At 70.5% G+C, this 17893-nt stretch carries 17 protein-coding genes; 11 read left to right on the top strand and 6 right to left on the bottom strand.

From position 1 onward, the window contains the following. Nucleotides 1-34: 34 nt before the first annotated feature. Nucleotides 35-1132 carry a sn-glycerol-3-phosphate import ATP-binding protein UgpC gene (locus ABDW61_RS10845; RefSeq protein WP_343638575.1) on the top strand — a complete coding sequence of 366 codons (1098 nt, stop codon included), beginning with the start codon at nt 35-37 and terminating at the stop codon, nt 1130-1132. Between the two features lie 47 nt (nt 1133-1179). Then, nucleotides 1180-1956, top strand: a complete 777-nt coding sequence (ugpQ, locus tag ABDW61_RS10840) for a glycerophosphodiester phosphodiesterase (protein WP_343638574.1) — start codon at nt 1180-1182, stop codon at nt 1954-1956. A gap of 11 nt (nt 1957-1967) precedes the next feature. Here ugpQ and ABDW61_RS10835 read toward each other — a convergent pair whose 3' ends face one another. The 4 genes from ABDW61_RS10835 to ABDW61_RS10820 all read right to left on the bottom strand — a co-directional run bounded on the left by ABDW61_RS10835 (nt 1968) and on the right by ABDW61_RS10820 (nt 7374). After that, nucleotides 1968-2573, bottom strand: coding sequence for a GNAT family protein (locus tag ABDW61_RS10835; RefSeq protein ID WP_343638572.1), 606 nt, complete (start codon nt 2571-2573; stop codon nt 1968-1970). A 23-nt stretch (nt 2574-2596) separates the two neighbouring features. Next, a complete protein-coding gene (locus ABDW61_RS10830; RefSeq protein ID WP_343638571.1) occupies nt 2597-3979 on the bottom strand; it encodes an MFS transporter in 1383 nt (460 codons plus the stop codon). A gap of 359 nt (nt 3980-4338) precedes the next feature. Continuing rightward, on the bottom strand, nt 4339-5619 hold the full coding sequence (locus ABDW61_RS10825) for a hypothetical protein (protein WP_343638570.1): 1281 nt from the start codon (nt 5617-5619) through the stop codon (nt 4339-4341). Between the two features lie 123 nt (nt 5620-5742). After that, nucleotides 5743-7374, bottom strand: coding sequence for a gamma-glutamyltransferase family protein (locus ABDW61_RS10820; protein WP_343638569.1), 1632 nt, complete (start codon nt 7372-7374; stop codon nt 5743-5745). Between the two features lie 207 nt (nt 7375-7581). Here ABDW61_RS10820 and ABDW61_RS10815 point away from each other — a divergent pair, with 207 nt between their 5' ends. Continuing rightward, on the top strand, nt 7582-7842 hold the full coding sequence (locus tag ABDW61_RS10815) for a hypothetical protein (protein WP_343638568.1): 261 nt from the start codon (nt 7582-7584) through the stop codon (nt 7840-7842). Nucleotides 7843-7969: 127 nt separating this feature from the next. Here ABDW61_RS10815 and ABDW61_RS10810 read toward each other — a convergent pair whose 3' ends face one another. Continuing rightward, a complete protein-coding gene (locus tag ABDW61_RS10810; protein WP_343638566.1) occupies nt 7970-8203 on the bottom strand; it encodes a (2Fe-2S)-binding protein in 234 nt (77 codons plus the stop codon). Nucleotides 8204-8413: 210 nt separating this feature from the next. Further along, nucleotides 8414-8890: a bacterioferritin gene (bfr, locus tag ABDW61_RS10805; protein ID WP_067068504.1), complete on the bottom strand. Its 477-nt coding sequence runs from the start codon at nt 8888-8890 to the stop codon at nt 8414-8416. Between the two features lie 213 nt (nt 8891-9103). Between bfr and ABDW61_RS10800 the strand changes: the two genes are divergently transcribed. From ABDW61_RS10800 to ABDW61_RS10765, 8 genes are all read left to right on the top strand, one after another. Beyond that, complete coding sequence (locus ABDW61_RS10800) at nt 9104-9328, top strand: hemin uptake protein HemP (protein ID WP_343638564.1); 225 nt, start codon at nt 9104-9106, stop codon at nt 9326-9328. A 156-nt stretch (nt 9329-9484) separates the two neighbouring features. Beyond that, on the top strand, nt 9485-11674 hold the full coding sequence (locus ABDW61_RS10795) for a TonB-dependent hemoglobin/transferrin/lactoferrin family receptor (protein WP_343638563.1): 2190 nt from the start codon (nt 9485-9487) through the stop codon (nt 11672-11674). Nucleotides 11675-11690: 16 nt separating this feature from the next. Next, nucleotides 11691-12785, top strand: coding sequence for a ChuX/HutX family heme-like substrate-binding protein (locus tag ABDW61_RS10790; protein WP_343638562.1), 1095 nt, complete (start codon nt 11691-11693; stop codon nt 12783-12785). Further along, nucleotides 12779-13660: an ABC transporter substrate-binding protein gene (locus ABDW61_RS10785; protein WP_343638561.1), complete on the top strand. Its 882-nt coding sequence runs from the start codon at nt 12779-12781 to the stop codon at nt 13658-13660. Before ABDW61_RS10790 ends, ABDW61_RS10785 begins: the two co-directional genes overlap by 7 nt. A 22-nt stretch (nt 13661-13682) precedes the next feature. Continuing rightward, nucleotides 13683-14756, top strand: a complete 1074-nt coding sequence (locus tag ABDW61_RS10780; protein WP_343638560.1) for an iron ABC transporter permease — start codon at nt 13683-13685, stop codon at nt 14754-14756. Then, nucleotides 14756-15541: an ATP-binding cassette domain-containing protein gene (locus ABDW61_RS10775; RefSeq protein ID WP_343638559.1), complete on the top strand. Its 786-nt coding sequence runs from the start codon at nt 14756-14758 to the stop codon at nt 15539-15541. The genes ABDW61_RS10780 and ABDW61_RS10775 overlap by 1 nt, the downstream gene beginning before the upstream one ends. Then, nucleotides 15538-16269: an energy transducer TonB gene (locus ABDW61_RS10770; protein WP_343638558.1), complete on the top strand. Its 732-nt coding sequence runs from the start codon at nt 15538-15540 to the stop codon at nt 16267-16269. Before ABDW61_RS10775 ends, ABDW61_RS10770 begins: the two co-directional genes overlap by 4 nt. Before the next feature lie 13 nt (nt 16270-16282). Next, entirely contained in the window at nt 16283-17716 is a 1434-nt protein-coding gene (locus ABDW61_RS10765) for a DUF2325 domain-containing protein (RefSeq protein WP_343638557.1), read from the top strand. Nucleotides 17717-17893: the final 177 nt, after the last annotated feature.

Here is a 17893-nt window from a genome sequence, read left to right as displayed (position 1 = left end):
GACAAGAGAGACGAGAAAGAGAAGAGAGAGTCCGATGGCCAGCATCTCCCTGCGCAACGTCGTCAAGCGCTATGGCACCGGCGCCAAGGCGAATCCGGTGATCCACGGCGTCGACGCCGAGATCGCCGACGGCGAGTTCGTCGTCATCGTCGGCCCGTCGGGCTGCGGCAAGTCCACGCTGCTGCGCATGGTCGCGGGGCTGGAGGAGATCAGCGGCGGCGAGATCGCCATCGGCGGCCGCGTCGTCAACGAGGTCGAGCCCGCCGATCGCGACATCGCGATGGTGTTCCAGAACTACGCGCTCTACCCGCACATGAGCGTGTTCGAGAACATGGCCTACGGCCTGAAGATCCGCAAGCTGCCGGCCGGGCAGATCCGCGAGCGCGTCGACAAGGCCGCGCGCATCCTGGAGCTCGGCCACCTGCTGCAGCGCAAGCCGCGCGAGCTCTCCGGCGGCCAGCGTCAGCGCGTGGCGATGGGCCGCGCGATCGTGCGCGATCCGCAGGTGTTCCTGTTCGACGAGCCGCTCTCCAACCTCGACGCCAAGCTGCGCGTGCAGACCCGGCTCGAGATCCAGAAGCTGCACCGCGAGCTGGGTGTGACCTCGCTGTTCGTCACCCACGACCAGGTCGAGGCGATGACGCTGGCGCAGCGCATCGTCGTGATGAACGGCGGCCGCATGGAGCAGTTCGGCACGCCGGAGGAGGTCTATGGCCGGCCGGCCACGACCTTCGTGGCGAGCTTCATCGGCTCGCCGGCGATGAACCTGGTGAAGGGGCGCGCCGAATCGGATGCCGCGGGTGCTCGCTTCGTCATCGGGGACAGCGCGCTGCATCTGCCCCGTCCGGCGCCGCGCGAGGGCGAGCTGATCCTGGGCCTGCGGCCCGAGCACGCGCTGCCACACGACGGCCAGGCCGCGGCGGCGGACGCGGCCGCCTGGCCGCTGACGGTGGACATGGTCGAGATGCTGGGCGCGGAACGCCTGTTGTACGGCCGTCTCGGCGGCGCTCCCTTCACGCTGCGCATCGATGGCACCGACACGCCGCCCAGTCCCGGCGACACGGTGCTGTTGAAGGCGCCGGGCGAGCGGCTACATTGGTTCGACCCGGCGACCGGGCAGCGCGTGGACTGAGCGCCACCAACGGCGCCGCCAATCGCGCCGCAGACAGGGAGACCGACATGACCGCCCCGACCCATCCGCTCGACGAGCCCACGTGGCCCTGGTCCCTGCCCTTCTGGGTGGCGCACCGCGGCGCGGGCAAGCTGGCGCCGGAGAACACGCTGGCCGCCTTCCGCGAAGGCGCGCGCCACGGTTATCACGCCTTCGAATGCGACGTGAAGCTGAGCGCCGACGGTGTGCCCTTCCTGCTGCATGACGCGACGCTGGACCGCACGACCCCGATGCGTGGCCGCGCCGCTGACCTGACCTGGAGCGAGCTGTCGCGGCTGGACGCGGGGCGCTGGCACAGCCGCGCCTTCGCCGGCGAGCCGCCGCCCAGCCTCGACGCGGTCGCGGCCTTCGTGCGCCGCAACCAGCACGCGCTGAACATCGAGATCAAGCCCACGCCGGGCGACGAGTTCCGCACCGGCGAGGTCGTCGGCCGCGAGGTGCTGCGCCTGTGGGGCGAGACCGCGCCGGTGTCGGTGCTGTTCAGCAGCTTCCAGCCGGAGGCGTTGCGCGGCGCGCGCGAGACCGCGCCACAGGTGCCGCGCGGGCTGCTGCTCGACAAGCTCGAGGGCGACGGCTGGCTGCAGCTGGCGCAGTCGCTGGGCTGCCGCGCCGTGATCACGCATTACGCGCTGATGGACCAGGCGCTGGTGACGCGCCTGCATGAGGCGGAGATGAAGGCGCTGGTGTACACCGTCAACGACGCCGCGGCCGCGCAATGGCTGATCGCCAATGGCGTGGACGGCATCATCACCGACGCGGTCGACCGCTTCAGCCCGACCGCCTGAGGACCGCCCGCTCAGCGGGACGGGCCGCGCAGTTCGTCGAGCGAGGTCATGCCATAGATGCAGGTGTCGCAGGACTGCCCGGCGACATCGAGCGCGTCCTGCCGCAGTTGCCCCTCGAGCGTGAAGCCGCAGCGCTCCGCGACCACGCGGCTGGCGGCGTTGCGCGCGTCGGTGCGGATCTCCATGCGTCTGGCGCGCAGCCGCTCGAAGCCCATGCGCGCGAGGGCCCGCACGGCCTCGCTGGCCAGGCCGCGCCCGGTATGGGCCGGGCCCAGCCAGTAGCCGATCTCGAAGCGCCGCACCCGCCATTCCAGCGCATGCAGCCCCGCGCCGCCGATCAGGCGGCCCGCGTGGCCATCGGCGTTGCGCTCGTGCACGTGGTACGCGAGGTGCTGCCGCTGCAGGAACTGCGCCTGCATGCGGCGGGCGACGGCCTCGGACTGCTCGACGCTCGGGACCTCGTGGGCCCAGGGCATCCACGGCAGCAGGTGCTCGCGGGCCTCGAGCACCGCGCGGTTCAGCGCGATGCCGTCACCGGCCTGCGGGCTGAGCAGGACCAGGCGTTCGGTCTCCAGGCGGTGGGGAACTTCGATGAGGATGGGATCGTCGGCGGACATGGGACGCATGAGGGATGGGGCGATCAGTTGCCGTTGACGGGTTGCAGGTTCGCGGCTGCGGGCGGCGCGCCGGGCATGGCCTCGGCGCCAAGCACGGGCTCTTCGTCCTCGACCTTGGGCAGCGTCTTCACCGTGCGGATCGCCCGGACCTGCCAGGCGAGCCCCGCCAGCAGCAGCGCGCCCACACCCGCGAAGGCCAGCGCCGCGCGCAGGCTGACGTGCTCGCCCAGCCAGCCGCCGATCAGCGCGCCGGGTCCGGCGGGGATGAGGATCAGCCAGCGCATCGTGCTCGTCATCCGGCCCAGCAGCGGGCCCGGCGTGACGGCCTGCCGCAGCGACAGGAAGTTGATGAAGATGAACACGGCGCCGACGCCGAACATGAACAGCGTGAACGCGAAGGCGGCCACGCCCAGCGCGTTGGCCGGCGCGACGCACAGGGCCGCCCAGCCGATGCCGCACAGCGCGAAGCCGCTCACCAGGCAGGGGCCGGGGCCGATGCGCGCGCTGACACGGTGGCCGATGGCGCTCGCCAGCACGGTGCCGGCGCCGAGCGCGATGTAGGACAGGCCGACGCTCTGCGCCGACAGCCCCAGCACCCGCGTGGCGAAGAGGATCTGCACCACTTGCGCCGCCTGGTTGAACATCTGCCAGCCGCCGACCGCGCAGGCCAGCGCGACCAGCATGCGCTTGCCGCGCACGAAGGCGATGCCGGCCTTGAGATCGCGCCAGAAGTGCGCGCCGTCCAGGCGGTGCAGGGTCTCGTTGACCCGGACGCCGCGCAGGATCGCCGCGGAGATGACCAGCAGCAGCGCGTCGACCGCCAGCGCCAGCGGCGCGCCGACCAGCTTGATGAGCGCGCCGGCGACGCCGGGGCCGGCGACCTCGGCGCCGGACGAGGCGAGCGCGTTCTTCGCGTGCGCCTCGACCAGCCGGTCACGGCTGACGACCTGCGTGAGCACGATCTGCGAGGCGCTGCCGGCGATCGTGTAGACGGTGCCAAGCAGGAAGCCGACGAAGTAGAGCCACGGCATGCCGAGCCAGCCCATCCAGTGCGCGAGCGGCACGGAACCGACGGCCACGGCGAGCGTCAGTTCGCCCACGATGTAGACGGGCAGCTTGCGCACGCGGTCGAGCCAGACGCCGGCGGGAAGCGAGAACAGCCCGAAGGGCACCAGTTCCATCGCGGTGAGCAGGCCCATCTGCGTCGGCGACGCGTGCAGCAGCACGGCCGCGGTGAGCGGCAGCGCCAGCAGCGTGATCTGCCCGCCCAGCGAGCTGATCAGGATCGAGGTCCACAGGCGCCGGTAGACCAGGTTGCGCAGCAGGTCGCCGGCGGGCAGCCGCAGCAGATCGAGGAAGCGGTCGAGCAGACGGTCGACCCACGTGGAAGGCCTCTTGGGCAGCATGACGGAACTCCGGAAGCGGTCCGGGCTTGGCGTCGTGCGCCGAGACGGACCGGGCGGTCGCGGCGCGGAAGGCGCCTCGATCGCGGAAAGCAGGGACCTGGTGCGCCGGCTCGTGCCGAGCCGGCAAGGCGTCGCGCTGGACGCCTACGGTCGTCGCGCCAGCCCGCGGATGCCAGGCGCGCGCACCGACGCCAGGGCGTCGTGTTTGGTGCGGTCGAGCAGCTTGGTCATCGGCGGGCTCCGATCGGGGATCGTGGCGTGAGAGCTTCCGGGGAGGAAGAAGGCGCCGATGCTATCAGCGCTTCTTTGCTATCGACAAGTGAGGAAAGACAGGGCAGGACACCCTGTCGCTGATGTCGTCACCAGAGGCGGACGTGGATCGTGCCGTCGGGTTCGACGGCCGTGACCTCGAAGCGCTGGCCGCCCGGCAAGGGGTCGTCGAAGACTTCGCCCAGACTGAGCGCCGCATCGACGAATCCGCTGCTGGCGTTGGTCGTGCCGGGGTGCAGATCCAGCAGCCAGGTGCTGGCCGAGGGGCCCGGGCCCGCGGTGGCCTGCCGGATGAGCAGGCCGTGGACGGTCGTTTCCGGCACCGTGTGATGCGTCGAGCCGTTGCGGAAGTTGTCGTAGGGGCCGCCGCAGGGGACGCGGGTCTCCAGCCAGTAGTCGCGGCCGGGCGTCGTCGATGCCAGGCGCAGCGCGCGCGGCGCGCCGTTGGCCATGGCGCAGTACAGCGGCCGCAGCCGGAATGTTCCGGGCCCGCTTACCGTGAGGACCTCGTCCGGCGCCAGCCAGCCCAGATCGTGCGCGCGCGAGGCGGCGAAGAGCCGGGGATTCGTGTCCATCGGGCTGTAGTCATTGCCCGGCTTCGGGCCGGGATGCGAGACCCGGCCGGTCGAGCCCATGGCGTCGGTCGGATCGCCTTGGGCATCTTCGGTGCAGCGGTCCGACATGGACACCCGCCGGTCCGCCGCGTCCAGGCAGGTCACGGTGCGCGCGTGGCCCAGCCCGAGGTTGTGTCCCATTTCGTGGACCAGCGTGCGCAAGGTCAGCGGCGAGGTGTCGGGCGTGTCCGACTTGTCGAAATAGACGACGCGCATGCCGTGATTGGCCTTGCCGATCGCGCCCACCGTGCCGACGCCGTTGGAGCAGCCGGTCACCCGGGGGGTGATGTAGAAGGTCGTGCCATAGCCGGAGGGATCGTGTCCATGCTTGATCGCCTCGGCCTTCGCCGCGGCGGCCCAGGTGTCGGTCGAGCAGTCGAGCCCCGACGGCTCGGGAATCGTGACCTCGATGACCTCCCCCGCGACCGGAGCGTCCGGTGGCAGCAGCGCCCGGTTGGTCACATTCAGGCGGCCGCCCGACGCGAGCCGGTAGAAGGACCTCAGGCTCGGCGCCTCGCTCGCGAAGAGCATCCTGTGGAGTTCATCGACCGAGCGCTGATTGCGGCGCGACGGCGTGGAGACGAGCACGCCCAGCACGGTCCGGTGGACCACCTCGGCGGGATACGGCGTTCCCGTTTCCACCGGGGTCTCGAAGGCCTCGACAGCGCGGGTTGGGGATGGGGCTGGATCGCCGCCTCCGCATGCCGCCAGGCTGACGACGACTGCAAGGAAGAGGGGCTTGATCAACTCATTCATGGGCTTTCCATCAGCAAGGATTGACCAGCCCCTAGTTAGGGAGAAGCAGCCGAATGGTTCACCTTGCGATGGAAGCGATGTCGATGCGGAACGCTGCGCGTGCCGCCCCGGCGACGTCAGGTCTTACCAGCCGACCGCCGCGCCGTCGCGGCGCGGATCGCTCGCGGCGACGTAGCCGTCGACCGCCGGATCACCCAGGCGCCAGATGAACTGGCCGGCGCCGAAGTCCTGGTAGCTGTCGTGGATGTCGCCGATCTGGTGACCGAGCGCGCGCAGGCCTTCGATCGTGGCGGGCGGCATCGTCGGTTCGACGTTGATCGACCGGCCCTCGTTGAAGCGCCAGCGCGGCGCGTCGCAGGCGGCCTGCGGGTGCTGGCGGTAGTCGAGCATGCGCACCAGCGTCTGCATGTGCCCTTGCGGCTGCATGTTCCCGCCCATCACGCCATAGCTCATCTGCGGCTGGCCGTCCTTCATCAGGAAGGCCGGGATGATGGTGTGGAAGGGCCGCTTGCCCGGCTCGACGACGTTGGCGTGGCCCGCCTCGCGGGTGAAGCCGTGACCGCGGTTCTGCAGCGACAGGCCATAGCCCGGCACCACCACGCCGGAGCCGAAGCCCATGTAGTTGCTCTGGATGAAGCTGACCATCATGCCGCTCTCGTCGGCCGCGGTCAGGTAGATCGTGCCGCCCTTGACCGGATTGCCGGCCTGGAAGTCCTGGGCCTTGTTCCTGTCGATGAGCCTGGCGCGCGTGGCGAGATAGCCGGGATCGAGCAGCTCGTCGACCTGGACCTTCATCGCCCGAGGATCGCCGACGTGGCGGTAGACATCCGCGAACGCCAGCTTCATGGCCTCGATCTGCAAATGCTGGGAGGCCGTCGAGTCGGCCGGCAGCGCGGCCAGGTCGAACTGCTTCAGGATGCCGAGCGCGATCAGCGCGGCGATGCCCTGCCCGTTCGGCGGGATCTCGTGCAAGGTGTGGCCGGCGTAGTCCATCGAGATCGTGTCCACCCATTGCGGCGCATAGGCGGCAAAGTCGGCGGCGGTGATCGCGCCGCCGGTCTCGCGCGCGAAGGCGGCGGTGGCTTCGGCGATCTCGCCGCGATAGAAGGCCTCGCCACGGGTGCCGGCGATGAGCCGCAGCGTCCGGGCCGCGCCGGGGAAGCGGAACTGCTCGCCCACCCGCGGCGCGCGTCCGTGCGGCAGGAAGGTCTGCGCGAAGCCGGGCTGCGAGACCAGGTCAGCGACCTCGGACGCCATCCGCCACTTGCCCTGCACCACCACCGGGACGGCGTAGCCGCGCTCGGCGATCTCGATCGCCGGAGCCATCAGATCGGCGAAGGGCAGCTTGCCGTAGCGCTCGCTCAGCGCGACCCAGCCGCCCACCGCCCCCGGCACGGTCACCGTGTCCCAGCCGCGGCGGGGCATCGCCGTGCCGGCGCCATGCTTGCGATCGAAGTAGTCCGGCGTCCACGCCCGGGGCGCGATGCCCGAGGCGTTCAACCCTTGCAGCGAACGGCCGTCCCACACGATCGCAAAGGCGTCGGAACCCAGTCCGTTGCTGCAGGGCTCGACCAGCGTCATGCAGGCGGCCGTCGCGATCGCGGCGTCGACCGCATTCCCACCTTGGGCCAGGATGCGCAGACCGGCCTGCGCGGCCAGCGGATGCGAGGTCGACACGACATTGCGCGCGAACACCGGGCTGCGCTGGCTGGCGTAGCCGCAGGTCCAGTCGAAGGCATGGGGGATGGCGGTCATCGAGAGTCTCCAGGAGCTGGTCGGATGCCCAGCGGGCGTGCGGGCGATCTTGCCCGAGCGCTCGCGGCGGCGACAGCGCGCAAGACCTGACGCGTGAAGGACCCGTGCGGATCTCGTAACGCATTGCAAAGCTGAGGATCGGTGTCAACACATCGTGTCGCCGCGCCGTTGTCTGCTCACCTTGTTCAACCCGCTGGAGTAAACCAGATGCAAGCCTTCAAGACCGTCAAGACCCTGGCCCTGATCCCCGCCCTGCTGATTGCCGGCGCCGCGATGGCCCAAGGCACCGCCACCCCGGCTGCCCCCGCCACGCAAGCCGCTCCGGCGGCGACCGCCGCGCCGGCGTCCGACGCCAAGGCCGAGCACAAGGGCAAGCACCACAAGGCCGGCGAAAAGACCGCTCACAAGACCCACAAGAAGGCCGACAAGGCTGAGAAGCCCGCCGACGGCGCTTCCGCCGCCAAGTAATCGGCCACGGAGTCCGGGGCGCCTCGGCGGCGTCCCTGGCGACCAAAAAAAAACCGCAGCACCGGGCAACCGGTCTGCGGTTTTGTTCTTTGCGGCTGGCCGCTTCGGCCAGGCAGCCGATGTCGGATCAGGCCGCCAGCGCGATCGGGATGACGCGGGCCGGGCTGGCGCAAGTCACGCCGTGGGCTGCGGCGCAGGCGCGCAGCGCCTCGTCGAACACCTCGCGCGCGCAGTCGTGGCAGCTGCCGCAGGCCGAGGCGACCTGCGTCTCGTCCTGGAGCACGTCGAAGTTGTGCACGCCGTCGGCGACGCTGCGGCGGATGTCGCGGTCGGAAACTCGGTGGCAGAGGCAGACGATCATGGGGCGGCAAGTCAGGATGAACCTGGGATGGCCGCGATCCTAACGCAAACGCGAATTCATCTCAATTAGATCGCAGTGCCCCTGCGCCATGTCGGAGAACTGGCCGTGATCGACGCCACGCCAGCACCGCGCGGACGAAAAAAAGCCCCGCCGAGGCGGGGCTGCGGGGCCTGGCGCGGGCTGGGTCCCCGGGACGGGCGTGGCTGGCGTTCAGCTGGCGTCGCCCATCTGGCTCTGCAGCCAGTTCTGTTCGCCAACCTGGGCGATCAGCTCGATCTGCGTCTCCAGGTGGTCGATGTGCTCTTCGGTGTCGGAGAGGATTTCCTCGAGCACCTCGCGCGACACGTAATCGCGCACGCTTTCGCAGTAGGCAATGGCTTCCTTGAGCAGTGGATGGCTGCCCATCTCGATCTTCAGGTCGCAGTGCTGGACCTCGACGGCGTTCTCGCCGATGTAGAGCTTGCCCAGGTCCTGCAGGTTCGGCAGGCCTTCCAGCATCAGGATGCGGTCCATCAGCTTGTCGGCGTGCTTCATCTCTTCGATGGACTCGGCGTACTCGTGCTTGGCCAGCTTCTCGAAACCCCAGCTCTTCAGCATCCGGTAATGCAGGAAGTACTGGTTGATCGCGGTGAGCTCGTTCTTCAACTGCGCGTTCAAGTACTCGATGACCTTGGCGTCGCCCTTCATCTTCTTCTCCTCAGAGTCCGTGTGGAATGGCGCGCATTGTCCTCATCCCTACGGCGAATGGGGACAAGACCCACCCTGCCCGCTCTGCATGCGAAGCGTTCGCAGCCACGTTTCGCCTCTCGACACCGCCCCCTCCGATCAAGAAAAGAACAAAAAGATCAATCGCCGCGATCATCGGTTGCTATTGCGAATGGTTCTCATTAAGATGAGTCCATGAACGCCCATCACCACCCCCACATCGAGGCCCTGCAAGCCGTTGCGCTGGACGGCGCGCGGGTCGCCGCAGGATCGCCGCGCGAAGCGGCCCCGCTGATCCAGCGCCGGCGCATCAGCAGCCAGGCGCTGATGGGCAACGACCGCGAGGTCGAGATCGAGCACGCCGGCCAGCTCTACCGGCTGCGCGTGACGTCGCTGGGCAAGCTCATCCTGACCAAGTGATGGCCTGAGCCCGCCGGACGGCGGCCGGCCGAGGACCGGCCCGCGCCCGGCGTTCCCTTCGTTTCCCGACTCCCGGCCGTCCGAGAGGACCGCCCGCACCAGCCCGCGTCCGTGCCAGCCCGTGCGAGATCCAAGAACTACAAGGATTTCGACACCATGCTTCTGCGCCCGACGCCTGTCGCGCTCGCTTTATCGCTCGCGTTCCCGCTGGCTTTCGCGCCGGTGATGGCTCAGACCACGCCGCCCTCCCCGAATGACTCCGCCGCCGACAAACCCCAGCAGCTCGGTGAGCTGACCGTCTCCGCGACCCGGACCGAACGTTCGACCGATGCCGTGCCCAACACGGTGACGGTGAAGAACCGCAAGCAGCTCGATCGCCGCGACGCGCGCGACCTGAAGGACCTGCTTTCCGACGAAGTCGACATCGATGTTCCCGCGATGGCGCCGCGCTTCACGGCGGTGAGTTCGTCGCTGGGCCGCGCGGGCAACGAGGGCCTGAACATCCGCGGCCTCGAGGGCAACCGCGTGCTGATGATGGTGGACGGCATCCGCGTGCCGCAGAGTTTTTCGTTCGGTCCCTTCTACAGCGGCCGCGCGGACTTCGTCGACCTGTCGAGCCTGGCTGGCGCCGAAGTGCTGCGCGGGCCGACGTCGACGTCCTACGGCAGCGACGGCCTGGCCGGCGCGCTGAGCCTGCGCACGCTGTCGCCGGAGGACCTGCTGGTCGACGGCAAGACCTTCGCCGGCACTGCGCGGATCGGGCTGGCGACGGTCGACAGCTCCAGGTACGCGAGCGCCGCGCTCGCCTTCGGATCGGGCGACTGGAGCAGCCTGGTGCAGGCCTCGGTGCGGCGCGGCCACGAGACGAAGAATCGCGGCGACGACAACCGTCCCAACGAACTGCGCACCAAGCCCAATCCGTCCGACATCGACACCGACAGCCTGATGGCCAAGCTCGGCTATCGCGTCAACGCGAACCATCGGCTGATGGGCACGGTCGAGTACCGCCAGCGCAAGACCGACACCGACGTGCTGAGTGCCGTGACCGCCAGCGGCACCGTCCTGGGCACGCGGGCGAGCGACAAGCTCGAGCGCGGCCGCGTCTCGCTGGAGCACCGCTACGAGGACCTCAACGCGCCCTGGATCCAGCAGGTCACGACCAAGGTGTACCTGCAGGACAGCCAGACGCGGCAATGGTCCTTCGAGGACCGCAGCACCGCCGCGGATCGCACCCGCACGGGCACTTACAAGGAGCGCCTGATCGGGCTGAGCACGCAGGCGCAGACGCAGCTCGCGAACCAGCGCCTGACCTACGGCCTGGATGCGAGCCGCAACCAGGTGCGCGCGCTGCGCGACGGCACGCCCAACAGCGGCGAGTTCCCCAACAAGCCCTTCCCCGACACGACCTACACGCTGGCGGGCGCCTTCGTGCAGGACGAGATCGAGGCCGGCGACTTCAGCGTCATCCCCGCGCTGCGTTTCGAGCATTACAAGCTCGCGCCCCAGAGCGGCGGCTACACCGGCGCCGTGGCCACGCTGAGCGACCAGGCCGTCACGCCGCGGCTGGGCGTGATCTGGCGCGCCTCGCCGCTGCTGCAGCCCTACGTGCAATGGGCGCAGGGCTTCCGCGCGCCGGCGCCGGACCAGGTCAACAACAGCTTCTCGAATGCCGCGGCGGGCTACACCAGCATCGCCAATCCCAACCTCAAGGCCGAGCACGCCAACAGCTGGGAACTGGGCCTGCGCGGCCGCTTCGACGAGACGCTGCGCTGGCAGCTCAGCGCCTACGACAACCGCTATCGCGACTTCATCTCGCAGGAGATCGTCAGCGGCTCGTTCCGCCCGAACGACCCGGCGGTGTTCCAGTACGTCAACCTGGAGCAGGCCCGCATCAAGGGCGTCGAGGCACGCCTCGTCTGGGACGTGATGCCGGGCTTGAACCTGAACGCCTCGGTCGCGAAGTCGCGCGGGCACAGCATCCGCAATGGCGTCGAGACGCCGCTGGATACGGTGCAGCCGCTGCGCGGCAAGCTCGGCGCGCGCTACGACACCGGGCCGTGGTCGCTGGATGCGACCTGGGTCCACAGCTCCGGCAAGAAGCCGTCGGACGTCAGTTCGGCGACCCTCTTCACGCCGAAGAAGTACGACGTCATCGACCTCGGCGGCGAATACCGCTTCGACAAGACCTTCCGCGTCACCGCCGCGGTGACCAATGTCTTCGACCGGAAGTACTGGCGCTGGAGCGACGTCAACGGCGTCGCCAACGATGCCCGCTCGCTGTCGACCATCGATGCCTTCACCGCGCCGGGCCGCGCCTTCCAGCTGTCCCTGCGCGCCGATTTCTGACCAGGAGTCCCCTTCCATGCATGCCAGCTTCACTGCCCTGCGACAGGCCTTCGCCACCGCGCGCCAGGAGCGCAAGGCCCGCCACCGCGACATCGCCAGCGCGCTCAGCGTGTCCGAAGGCGAGCTGCTCGCCGCGCACGCCGGCCCGTTCGCGGACGGCGAGTCGCCGCTGCGCGCGCGCCGCCTGCGCGCCGAGTGGCAGGACCTGATCGGCGCGCTCGAGCCGCTGGGCCCGCTGATGGCGCTGACCCGCAACGAGTCCTGCGTCCACGAGAAGGTCGGCGTCTACCGCGGCGCCAGCGCGCAGGGGCCGCAGCGGCTGGTCGGCCTGGTGCTGGGCGGCGACATCGACCTGCGCCTCTTCTACAGCCATTGGCGCCACGGCTTCGCCGTCGTCGAGCGGCTGTCCGATGGCGCCGAGCAGCGCAGCCTGCAGTTCTTCGACGCGGCCGGCCAGGCCATCCACAAGATCTTCCTGCGTCCGGACAGCGAGCTGGCGGCCTACGAGGCGCTGGTCGAGCGCTTCGCGGCCGAGGACCAGCAGCCGGGCCTCGAACCCGGCGCGGCCTGGCAGGAGCCGGCGGAGTCGCCGGACGAGGCGATCGACGTCGCCAGCTTCCGCGGCGAATGGGCGTCGCTGCGCGACACGCACGATTTCTTCGGCCTGCTCAAGCGCCATGGCCTGAGCCGCACGCAGGCGCTGCGCCTGGCCGAGCCGCGCTTCGCGCAGCCGGTGCCGGTGTCCAGCGCGCAGGAGCTGCTGAGCCGCGCGGCGCAGGAAGGCGTGTCCCTCATGGTCTTCGTCGGCAATGCCGGGATGATCCAGATCCACAGCGGCCCGGTGCACAAGGTCGCGATGATGGGTCCGTGGGTCAACGTGCTCGATCCGGGATTCAACCTGCATCTGCGCGAGGACCACATCGCCAGCGCCTGGATCGTGCGCAAGCCCACGGTGGACGGACTGGTGTGCTCGCTGGAGCTGTTCGACGCCAAGGGCCGGACCATCGCGATGATGTTTGGCGAACGCAAGCCCGGCCAGGCCGAGCGCTGCGACTGGCGCAAGCTGCTGGAGAGCCTGGTCGCAGGCGCGCCGGAGGCGGTGCCGTGCTGAGCCGGCGTCAAGCGCTCTCGCTCGCGCCAGTGGTGGCGCTGCTGACGGTCGGTGGCCGAGCGGCGGCGGCGCCGCAGCGCGTCATCAGCGTCGGCGGCGCGCTGACCGAGCTCATCTACGAACTCGGCGCGCAGGCCGAGCTGGTGGGTGTGGACAGCACCTCGCTGTACCCGGCCGCGGCGACGAAGCTGCCCAATGTCGGCTACGCGCGCACGCTCGCCGCCGAAGGTCTGCTGTCGCTGGCGCCAACGATGATCGTCGCCACCGAGGACGCCGGTCCGCCGGCGGTGCTGCGCCAGCTCGAATCGGCCCAGGTGCCGCTGCACGTGCTGCGCGCCGAGCACCGCTTCGAGGGCGTGATCGAGCGCACCCGGCGCCTGGGCGACCTGCTTGGCCGGCCGGCGCAGGCCGAGCAGCTCGCCCAGAGGCTGCAAGCCGAGTGGACGGCGAGCCGCGCGCAGGTCGCCAGGCTGGCGGCCGGTCATCGCGCCCCGCGCGTGCTCTTCGTGCTGTCGAACGCCGCGAACCAGGCGCGCATCGCGGGCGCCGCCACGGCGGCCGACGCGATGATCGGCTACGCGGGCGCGGTCAACGCGCTCGGCGACACGCAGGGCTACAAGATGCTGTCGCCGGAGGCGGCGATCGCGGCGGCGCCCGACGTGATCCTCGCGACGACGCAAGGTGTCGAGGCCAGCGGCGGCATCGAGGGACTGCTCAAGCTCCCCGGCCTGGCTCAGACGCCGGCCGGGCAGAACAAGCGCGTGCTGGTGATGGAGACGATGGCGCTGCTCGGCTTCGGTCCGCGCGCGCCACGCGCGCTGGCCACACTCGCGCAGGGCCTGCATGCGTCGGCGGGCACGGCCAGGACGGCGTGAACGCCGCGGCCCGGACGAGGCGATGAACACGCTCGGATCCGCCCTGCCCTCGCCCGTCGCCGCCCGGCGGACGCGCCGCGCGTGGCCGCGGCCGATGCTGCTCGCGCTGACGCTGGTGCTGACGGTGATCGCCGCCGCCCAGTTCGGCGCGGTGCCGATCGCCGCCGCGGACTGGCTGAATGGCCCGTGGAGCGAAGCGCCCAAGAGCGGCGGCGCGCATGTGCTGTGGCAGCTTCGGCTGCCGCGCCTCGGGCTGACGCTCGCGGTGGGCGCGGCGCTCGGCTTGTCGGGCGCGCTGAGCCAGGCGCTGTTCCGCAATCCGATGGCGGAGCCTGGCCTGCTGGGCGTCACCAGCGGCGCCGCCGCCGCGGTGGCGCTGACGCTGACGGTCTTTGCCGGCCTGCACACGGCGTTGCCCGCCGAGATGCGGCTGTGGCTGCTGCCGCTGGTCGGCTTCGCCGGCGCGGTGGCGGTGTGCTTCGCGCTGGACCGGCTGTCGCGCTGGCTCGCGCCGGGATCGATCGCGGCACTGCTGCTTTGCGGACTCGCGCTGCAGGCGATGACCTTCGCGATCGTCGGCCTGTGCAGCTTCATCGCCAGCGACGAGCAACTGCGCGCGATCAACTTCTGGACGCTGGGCTCGCTGGCCGGCGCCAACTGGACCATGGCCGCGGTGATGAGCGGCGCGCTGCTGGCGCTGGGCACCATCGCCCTGCGCGTGGCGCCGCGCCTGAACGCGCTCGCGCTGGGCGAGGCCGCGGCGGCGCACGTGGGCATCGATGTCGAACGGCTGCGCTGGCAATGCATCGCGATGGTTGCGTTGCTGTCGGCGCTGGCGGTGGCGTGGTGCGGCGGCATCGGCTTCATCGGTCTGATGGCGCCTCACCTCGCGCGGCAGCTCGTCGGCGCGGACCAGCGCCAGGTGCTGCCGAACGCGATGCTCGCCGGGGCGCTGCTGCTGGTGGTCGCGGACACCCTCGCGCGGACGCTGACGGTGCCGGCGGAGATTCCGGTCGGCGTGTTCAGCGCGCTGATCGGCGCGCCGTGGTTCCTGGTCCTGCTGCGCGGCGCGGTGCGCCGCATGGGGAGCGCCTGATGACCGCGTTGCTGACGCTGCAGGACGTGCGCGTGGCGCTGGGCGCCACGGCGATCGGTCCGTTGAGCTTGCGTGTCGATGCGGGCGAACGCATTGCGATCCTCGGCCCCAGCGGCGCGGGCAAGTCGACGCTGCTGCGCCTGATCGCGCGGGAGCTGCGCCCTGGCGGCGGCTCGCTGCACTTCGCCGGACAGCCGCTGGCGTCCTGGTCGCCGGCCGAGCTCGCGCGGCGCCGGGCGGTGCTGCCGCAGCAGCATGGGGTCGCCTTCGGGCTGCCGGTGGAACTGGTCGTCGCGCTCGGACGCGTCGCGCGTCAGGGCGATGGCCGCCAGGACGCGATCGTGCGCGAAGCGCTGATGCACGCGCAGGCGGAGCATCTCCACGGCCGCCGTTTCGACACGCTCTCGGGCGGCGAGCAGGCGCGGGTGCAACTCGCCCGCGTGTTGGCGCAGGCCTGGGATTCGCGCGATGGCCTGCTGCTCGTCGACGAGCCGGTGGCCGCGCTCGATCCGGGGTTGAGCGTGTCGTTGATGGCGGCGATGTCGGCGTTCGCGCAGGCGCGCGGACACACGCTGATCGCGGTGCTGCATGACCTGAACCTCGCGATGAACCACTTCGACCGGCTGTGGCTGATGAAGGCGGGGCGACTGCTCGCGGACTGCGACGCGCTGCCGGCGACGCTGCCGCTGCTGGAGCAGCTTTACGACACGCGCCTGCGGATGCTCAAGGATGAGCATGGCCTGGCGATCCTGCCGATGCTGGGTGCGATGGAGGCGAGGACGTGAGCGCGCCGGCGCTGCGGCTGCGCGGCGGCCCGCCGCGATGGACGGGTTGGGCGATCGCCGGCGCGATTCACGCGGGCATGCTGCTGGCGCTCGCGAGCGCCTTCGCGCCGAGCCCCAAGGCGCCCGCGCCGGTCACGATCAGCGCCCGGCTGCTGCCCTCGGCGAATGCGCCCGCGGTCGCGGCTCCGCCGTCGCAGATCGCGCTGCCGCGCTCGATGCTGAGCGTGCCTCCGATGCCGGACATCCCGCCTCCTCCGGTTCAGATCACGCCGGCCGCTGCCATCGATCAGAGCGTCACCAGCGCCACGCGACCCGTGACCGCGATGGCGGTGGCTGCGGCGCCGGCCACGACGGTCGCGGTTGCGACCGTGCCCGAAGCCGCGCCGGCAGCGGAGATTCCCCTGGCGGCCTTGCCCTCCGAGACTCCCGCGGCGCTGCCCGCCGATCACCGCGTCTGCAGTGAGCGCCAGACCGCGCGCCACTATCCCGCGCTGCTGCGCGAGCGCGGCATCCAGGGCCGGGTCGTACTGCGCGTGAAGGTCGATGTGGAGGGGCGTGCGTCCGAGGTCGTCATCTCCGGCGGCAGCGGCTGGCGTCTGCTCGACGAGGCGGCGCGCCGCGTCGCCGAATCCTGTCCCTACATCCCGGCCCGGCGCGGTGAACAGCGTCTGGTGAGCTGGGTCGAGTACCCGGTGCGTTTCGCGCTCCAGCCGTCCACCTTGCAATGAGGAGTCCATCTCGATGTGCGACAAGCCCTCTTCCCTGTCGATGCTGAATCTGCTGGCCCGTCCCGAGGCCTTGCCGGCGGGACCGGTCACTGGCGCGGGCGTCTTCATGCAGGAAGGCGACGCGGTGCCGGCGGCGGTCGCGGGCCTGCCGCTGGCTCAAGCACTGGCGCGCGGCGATGCGCCGAGGAGCGCGTCGCCATCGGCGTCTGCGGACGACACGCCGGTGTCGCGCGGCTCGCGCCGGCGGCGTCTGTGGGAACTGCCGTCGCAGGCCTTGTGCCCGGTGATCGGCGTGTGCCTGCCGATGCCGGTGCTGCGGCGCAAGCTGGGCAAGGTGCTCGGCGGGCAGGCGCTGGCCAATGACTACGAGCTTCACTGCGGCGCGATCAACGAATGCGCGCGGCGCAGCGCGGTCTCGGAGCTGCTGCAGAAGGAGCTGGACCAGCGCTTCGCGATCGCGCTGAAGCAGTCGTCGCAGCACAAGACGGCGGAGGCGCTGACGCGCTGGTGGAACGCGGCGCAGCAGGGCAACGATGTCGGCGGTGCGCTGTGGGGTGCGCTGACGCATGCGCGCTGCGATGCGGCCTTGCAGGAGCAGGTGCTGCGCGACATCCACATGCTGCAGCACCAGGTGGGCGCGGCGAACCGCGCGGACCTGCAGCGCATGGAGGCGCTGGAGGACGAGAACGCGGTGCTGACGCGCGAGCTGGCGCAGGCGCAGTCGCGCAGCACGCGGCTGCTGGCGGAGCGGGCGCAGGCGCTCGAGGCATCGCAGGCGGAGTGCCTGCGGCTGCGTGGCGAGCTGATGGCGCGCGACACGCTGACGGCGGGATTGCGCGATGAGATGCAGCAGCTGGAAGCCAGCATCCCGGGGCTGCGCCATCGGCATGAGCAGGCGAAGCAGCTGCAATCGCAGCAGGATCGGATTCATCAGCTGGAACGCGCGGTGTTGACTGCACGGCAGCAGGCGGAACGCGAGCAGCGCCGGGCGGAGGAGCTGCAGCAGACGCTGTCGCAGATGGAGCGGCAATTGGAAGCGCAGGCGGAATCGGCACGTCCGGGCGAGGCGGCCGCCATGCCCGAGGCGGCGCTGCCGTCGCTCGACGAGCGGTCAGTGCTGTGCGTCGGTGGCAGGGCGGCGGTGGTGCCGATCTACCGGCAACTGATCGAGCGCACGGGAGGGAGGTTCCTCCACCACGACGGCGGCGAGGAAGACGCGGTCGCGAAGCTCGACGCGAGCCTGGCGGCCGCGGATCTGGTGATCTGCCAGACGGGGTGCATCAGCCACGACGCGTACTGGCGCGTGAAGGATCACTGCAAGCGGCATAACAAGAAATGCGTCTACATCGAGTCGCCGAGCGCGAGCGGGCTTCGGCGCGCGCTTGGCTCGCTGGGGAACGCGGAGAGCGCGGAAGCAATGCCCCAGCCGTCGGGCCAGCAAGGGTGAATCACTCGACCGGCCGGTGGCATCTGTCCGGTTTGATTGCCGCTTCAGGCTGAGGCCGTGTGGAAACGCGGTTTGACTGGTGCCCGCCACGAGCTTAGGCCAAGCACGTCCCCAGCGAAGCGCCCACGGGCTCTCCGAGGGCTCGTCTGAGCTTGAGGAGTGCGCAGGGCATCCGAG

Source organism: Roseateles sp. (assembly GCF_039595595.1).
Lineage (GTDB): Bacteria > Pseudomonadota > Gammaproteobacteria > Burkholderiales > Burkholderiaceae_C > Roseateles.
The sequence above is the reverse complement of the archived record's forward strand: the minus strand, read 5'-3'. Positions and strand labels throughout refer to the sequence as shown.

Bases quoted from the DNA above. Each gene is read 5' to 3' on its own strand.
- ABDW61_RS10765 (WP_343638557.1), top strand. From the start codon at position 16,283: ATGTGCGACAAGCCCTCTTCCCTGTCGATGCTGAATCTGCTGGCCCGT.
- bfr (WP_067068504.1), bottom strand. From the start codon at position 8,890: ATGAAGGGCGACGCCAAGGTCATCGAGTACTTGAACGCGCAGTTGAAG.
- ABDW61_RS10810 (WP_343638566.1), bottom strand. From the start codon at position 8,203: ATGATCGTCTGCCTCTGCCACCGAGTTTCCGACCGCGACATCCGCCGC.
- ABDW61_RS10780 (WP_343638560.1), top strand. From the start codon at position 13,683: ATGAACACGCTCGGATCCGCCCTGCCCTCGCCCGTCGCCGCCCGGCGG.
- ABDW61_RS10820 (WP_343638569.1), bottom strand. From the start codon at position 7,374: ATGACCGCCATCCCCCATGCCTTCGACTGGACCTGCGGCTACGCCAGC.
- ABDW61_RS10800 (WP_343638564.1), top strand. From the start codon at position 9,104: ATGAACGCCCATCACCACCCCCACATCGAGGCCCTGCAAGCCGTTGCG.
- ABDW61_RS10825 (WP_343638570.1), bottom strand. From the start codon at position 5,619: ATGAATGAGTTGATCAAGCCCCTCTTCCTTGCAGTCGTCGTCAGCCTG.
- ABDW61_RS10835 (WP_343638572.1), bottom strand. From the start codon at position 2,573: ATGTCCGCCGACGATCCCATCCTCATCGAAGTTCCCCACCGCCTGGAG.
- ABDW61_RS10845 (WP_343638575.1), top strand. From the start codon at position 35: ATGGCCAGCATCTCCCTGCGCAACGTCGTCAAGCGCTATGGCACCGGC.
- ugpQ (WP_343638574.1), top strand. From the start codon at position 1,180: ATGACCGCCCCGACCCATCCGCTCGACGAGCCCACGTGGCCCTGGTCC.
- ABDW61_RS10775 (WP_343638559.1), top strand. From the start codon at position 14,756: ATGACCGCGTTGCTGACGCTGCAGGACGTGCGCGTGGCGCTGGGCGCC.
- ABDW61_RS10815 (WP_343638568.1), top strand. From the start codon at position 7,582: ATGCAAGCCTTCAAGACCGTCAAGACCCTGGCCCTGATCCCCGCCCTG.
- ABDW61_RS10790 (WP_343638562.1), top strand. From the start codon at position 11,691: ATGCATGCCAGCTTCACTGCCCTGCGACAGGCCTTCGCCACCGCGCGC.
- ABDW61_RS10830 (WP_343638571.1), bottom strand. From the start codon at position 3,979: ATGCTGCCCAAGAGGCCTTCCACGTGGGTCGACCGTCTGCTCGACCGC.
- ABDW61_RS10795 (WP_343638563.1), top strand. From the start codon at position 9,485: ATGCTTCTGCGCCCGACGCCTGTCGCGCTCGCTTTATCGCTCGCGTTC.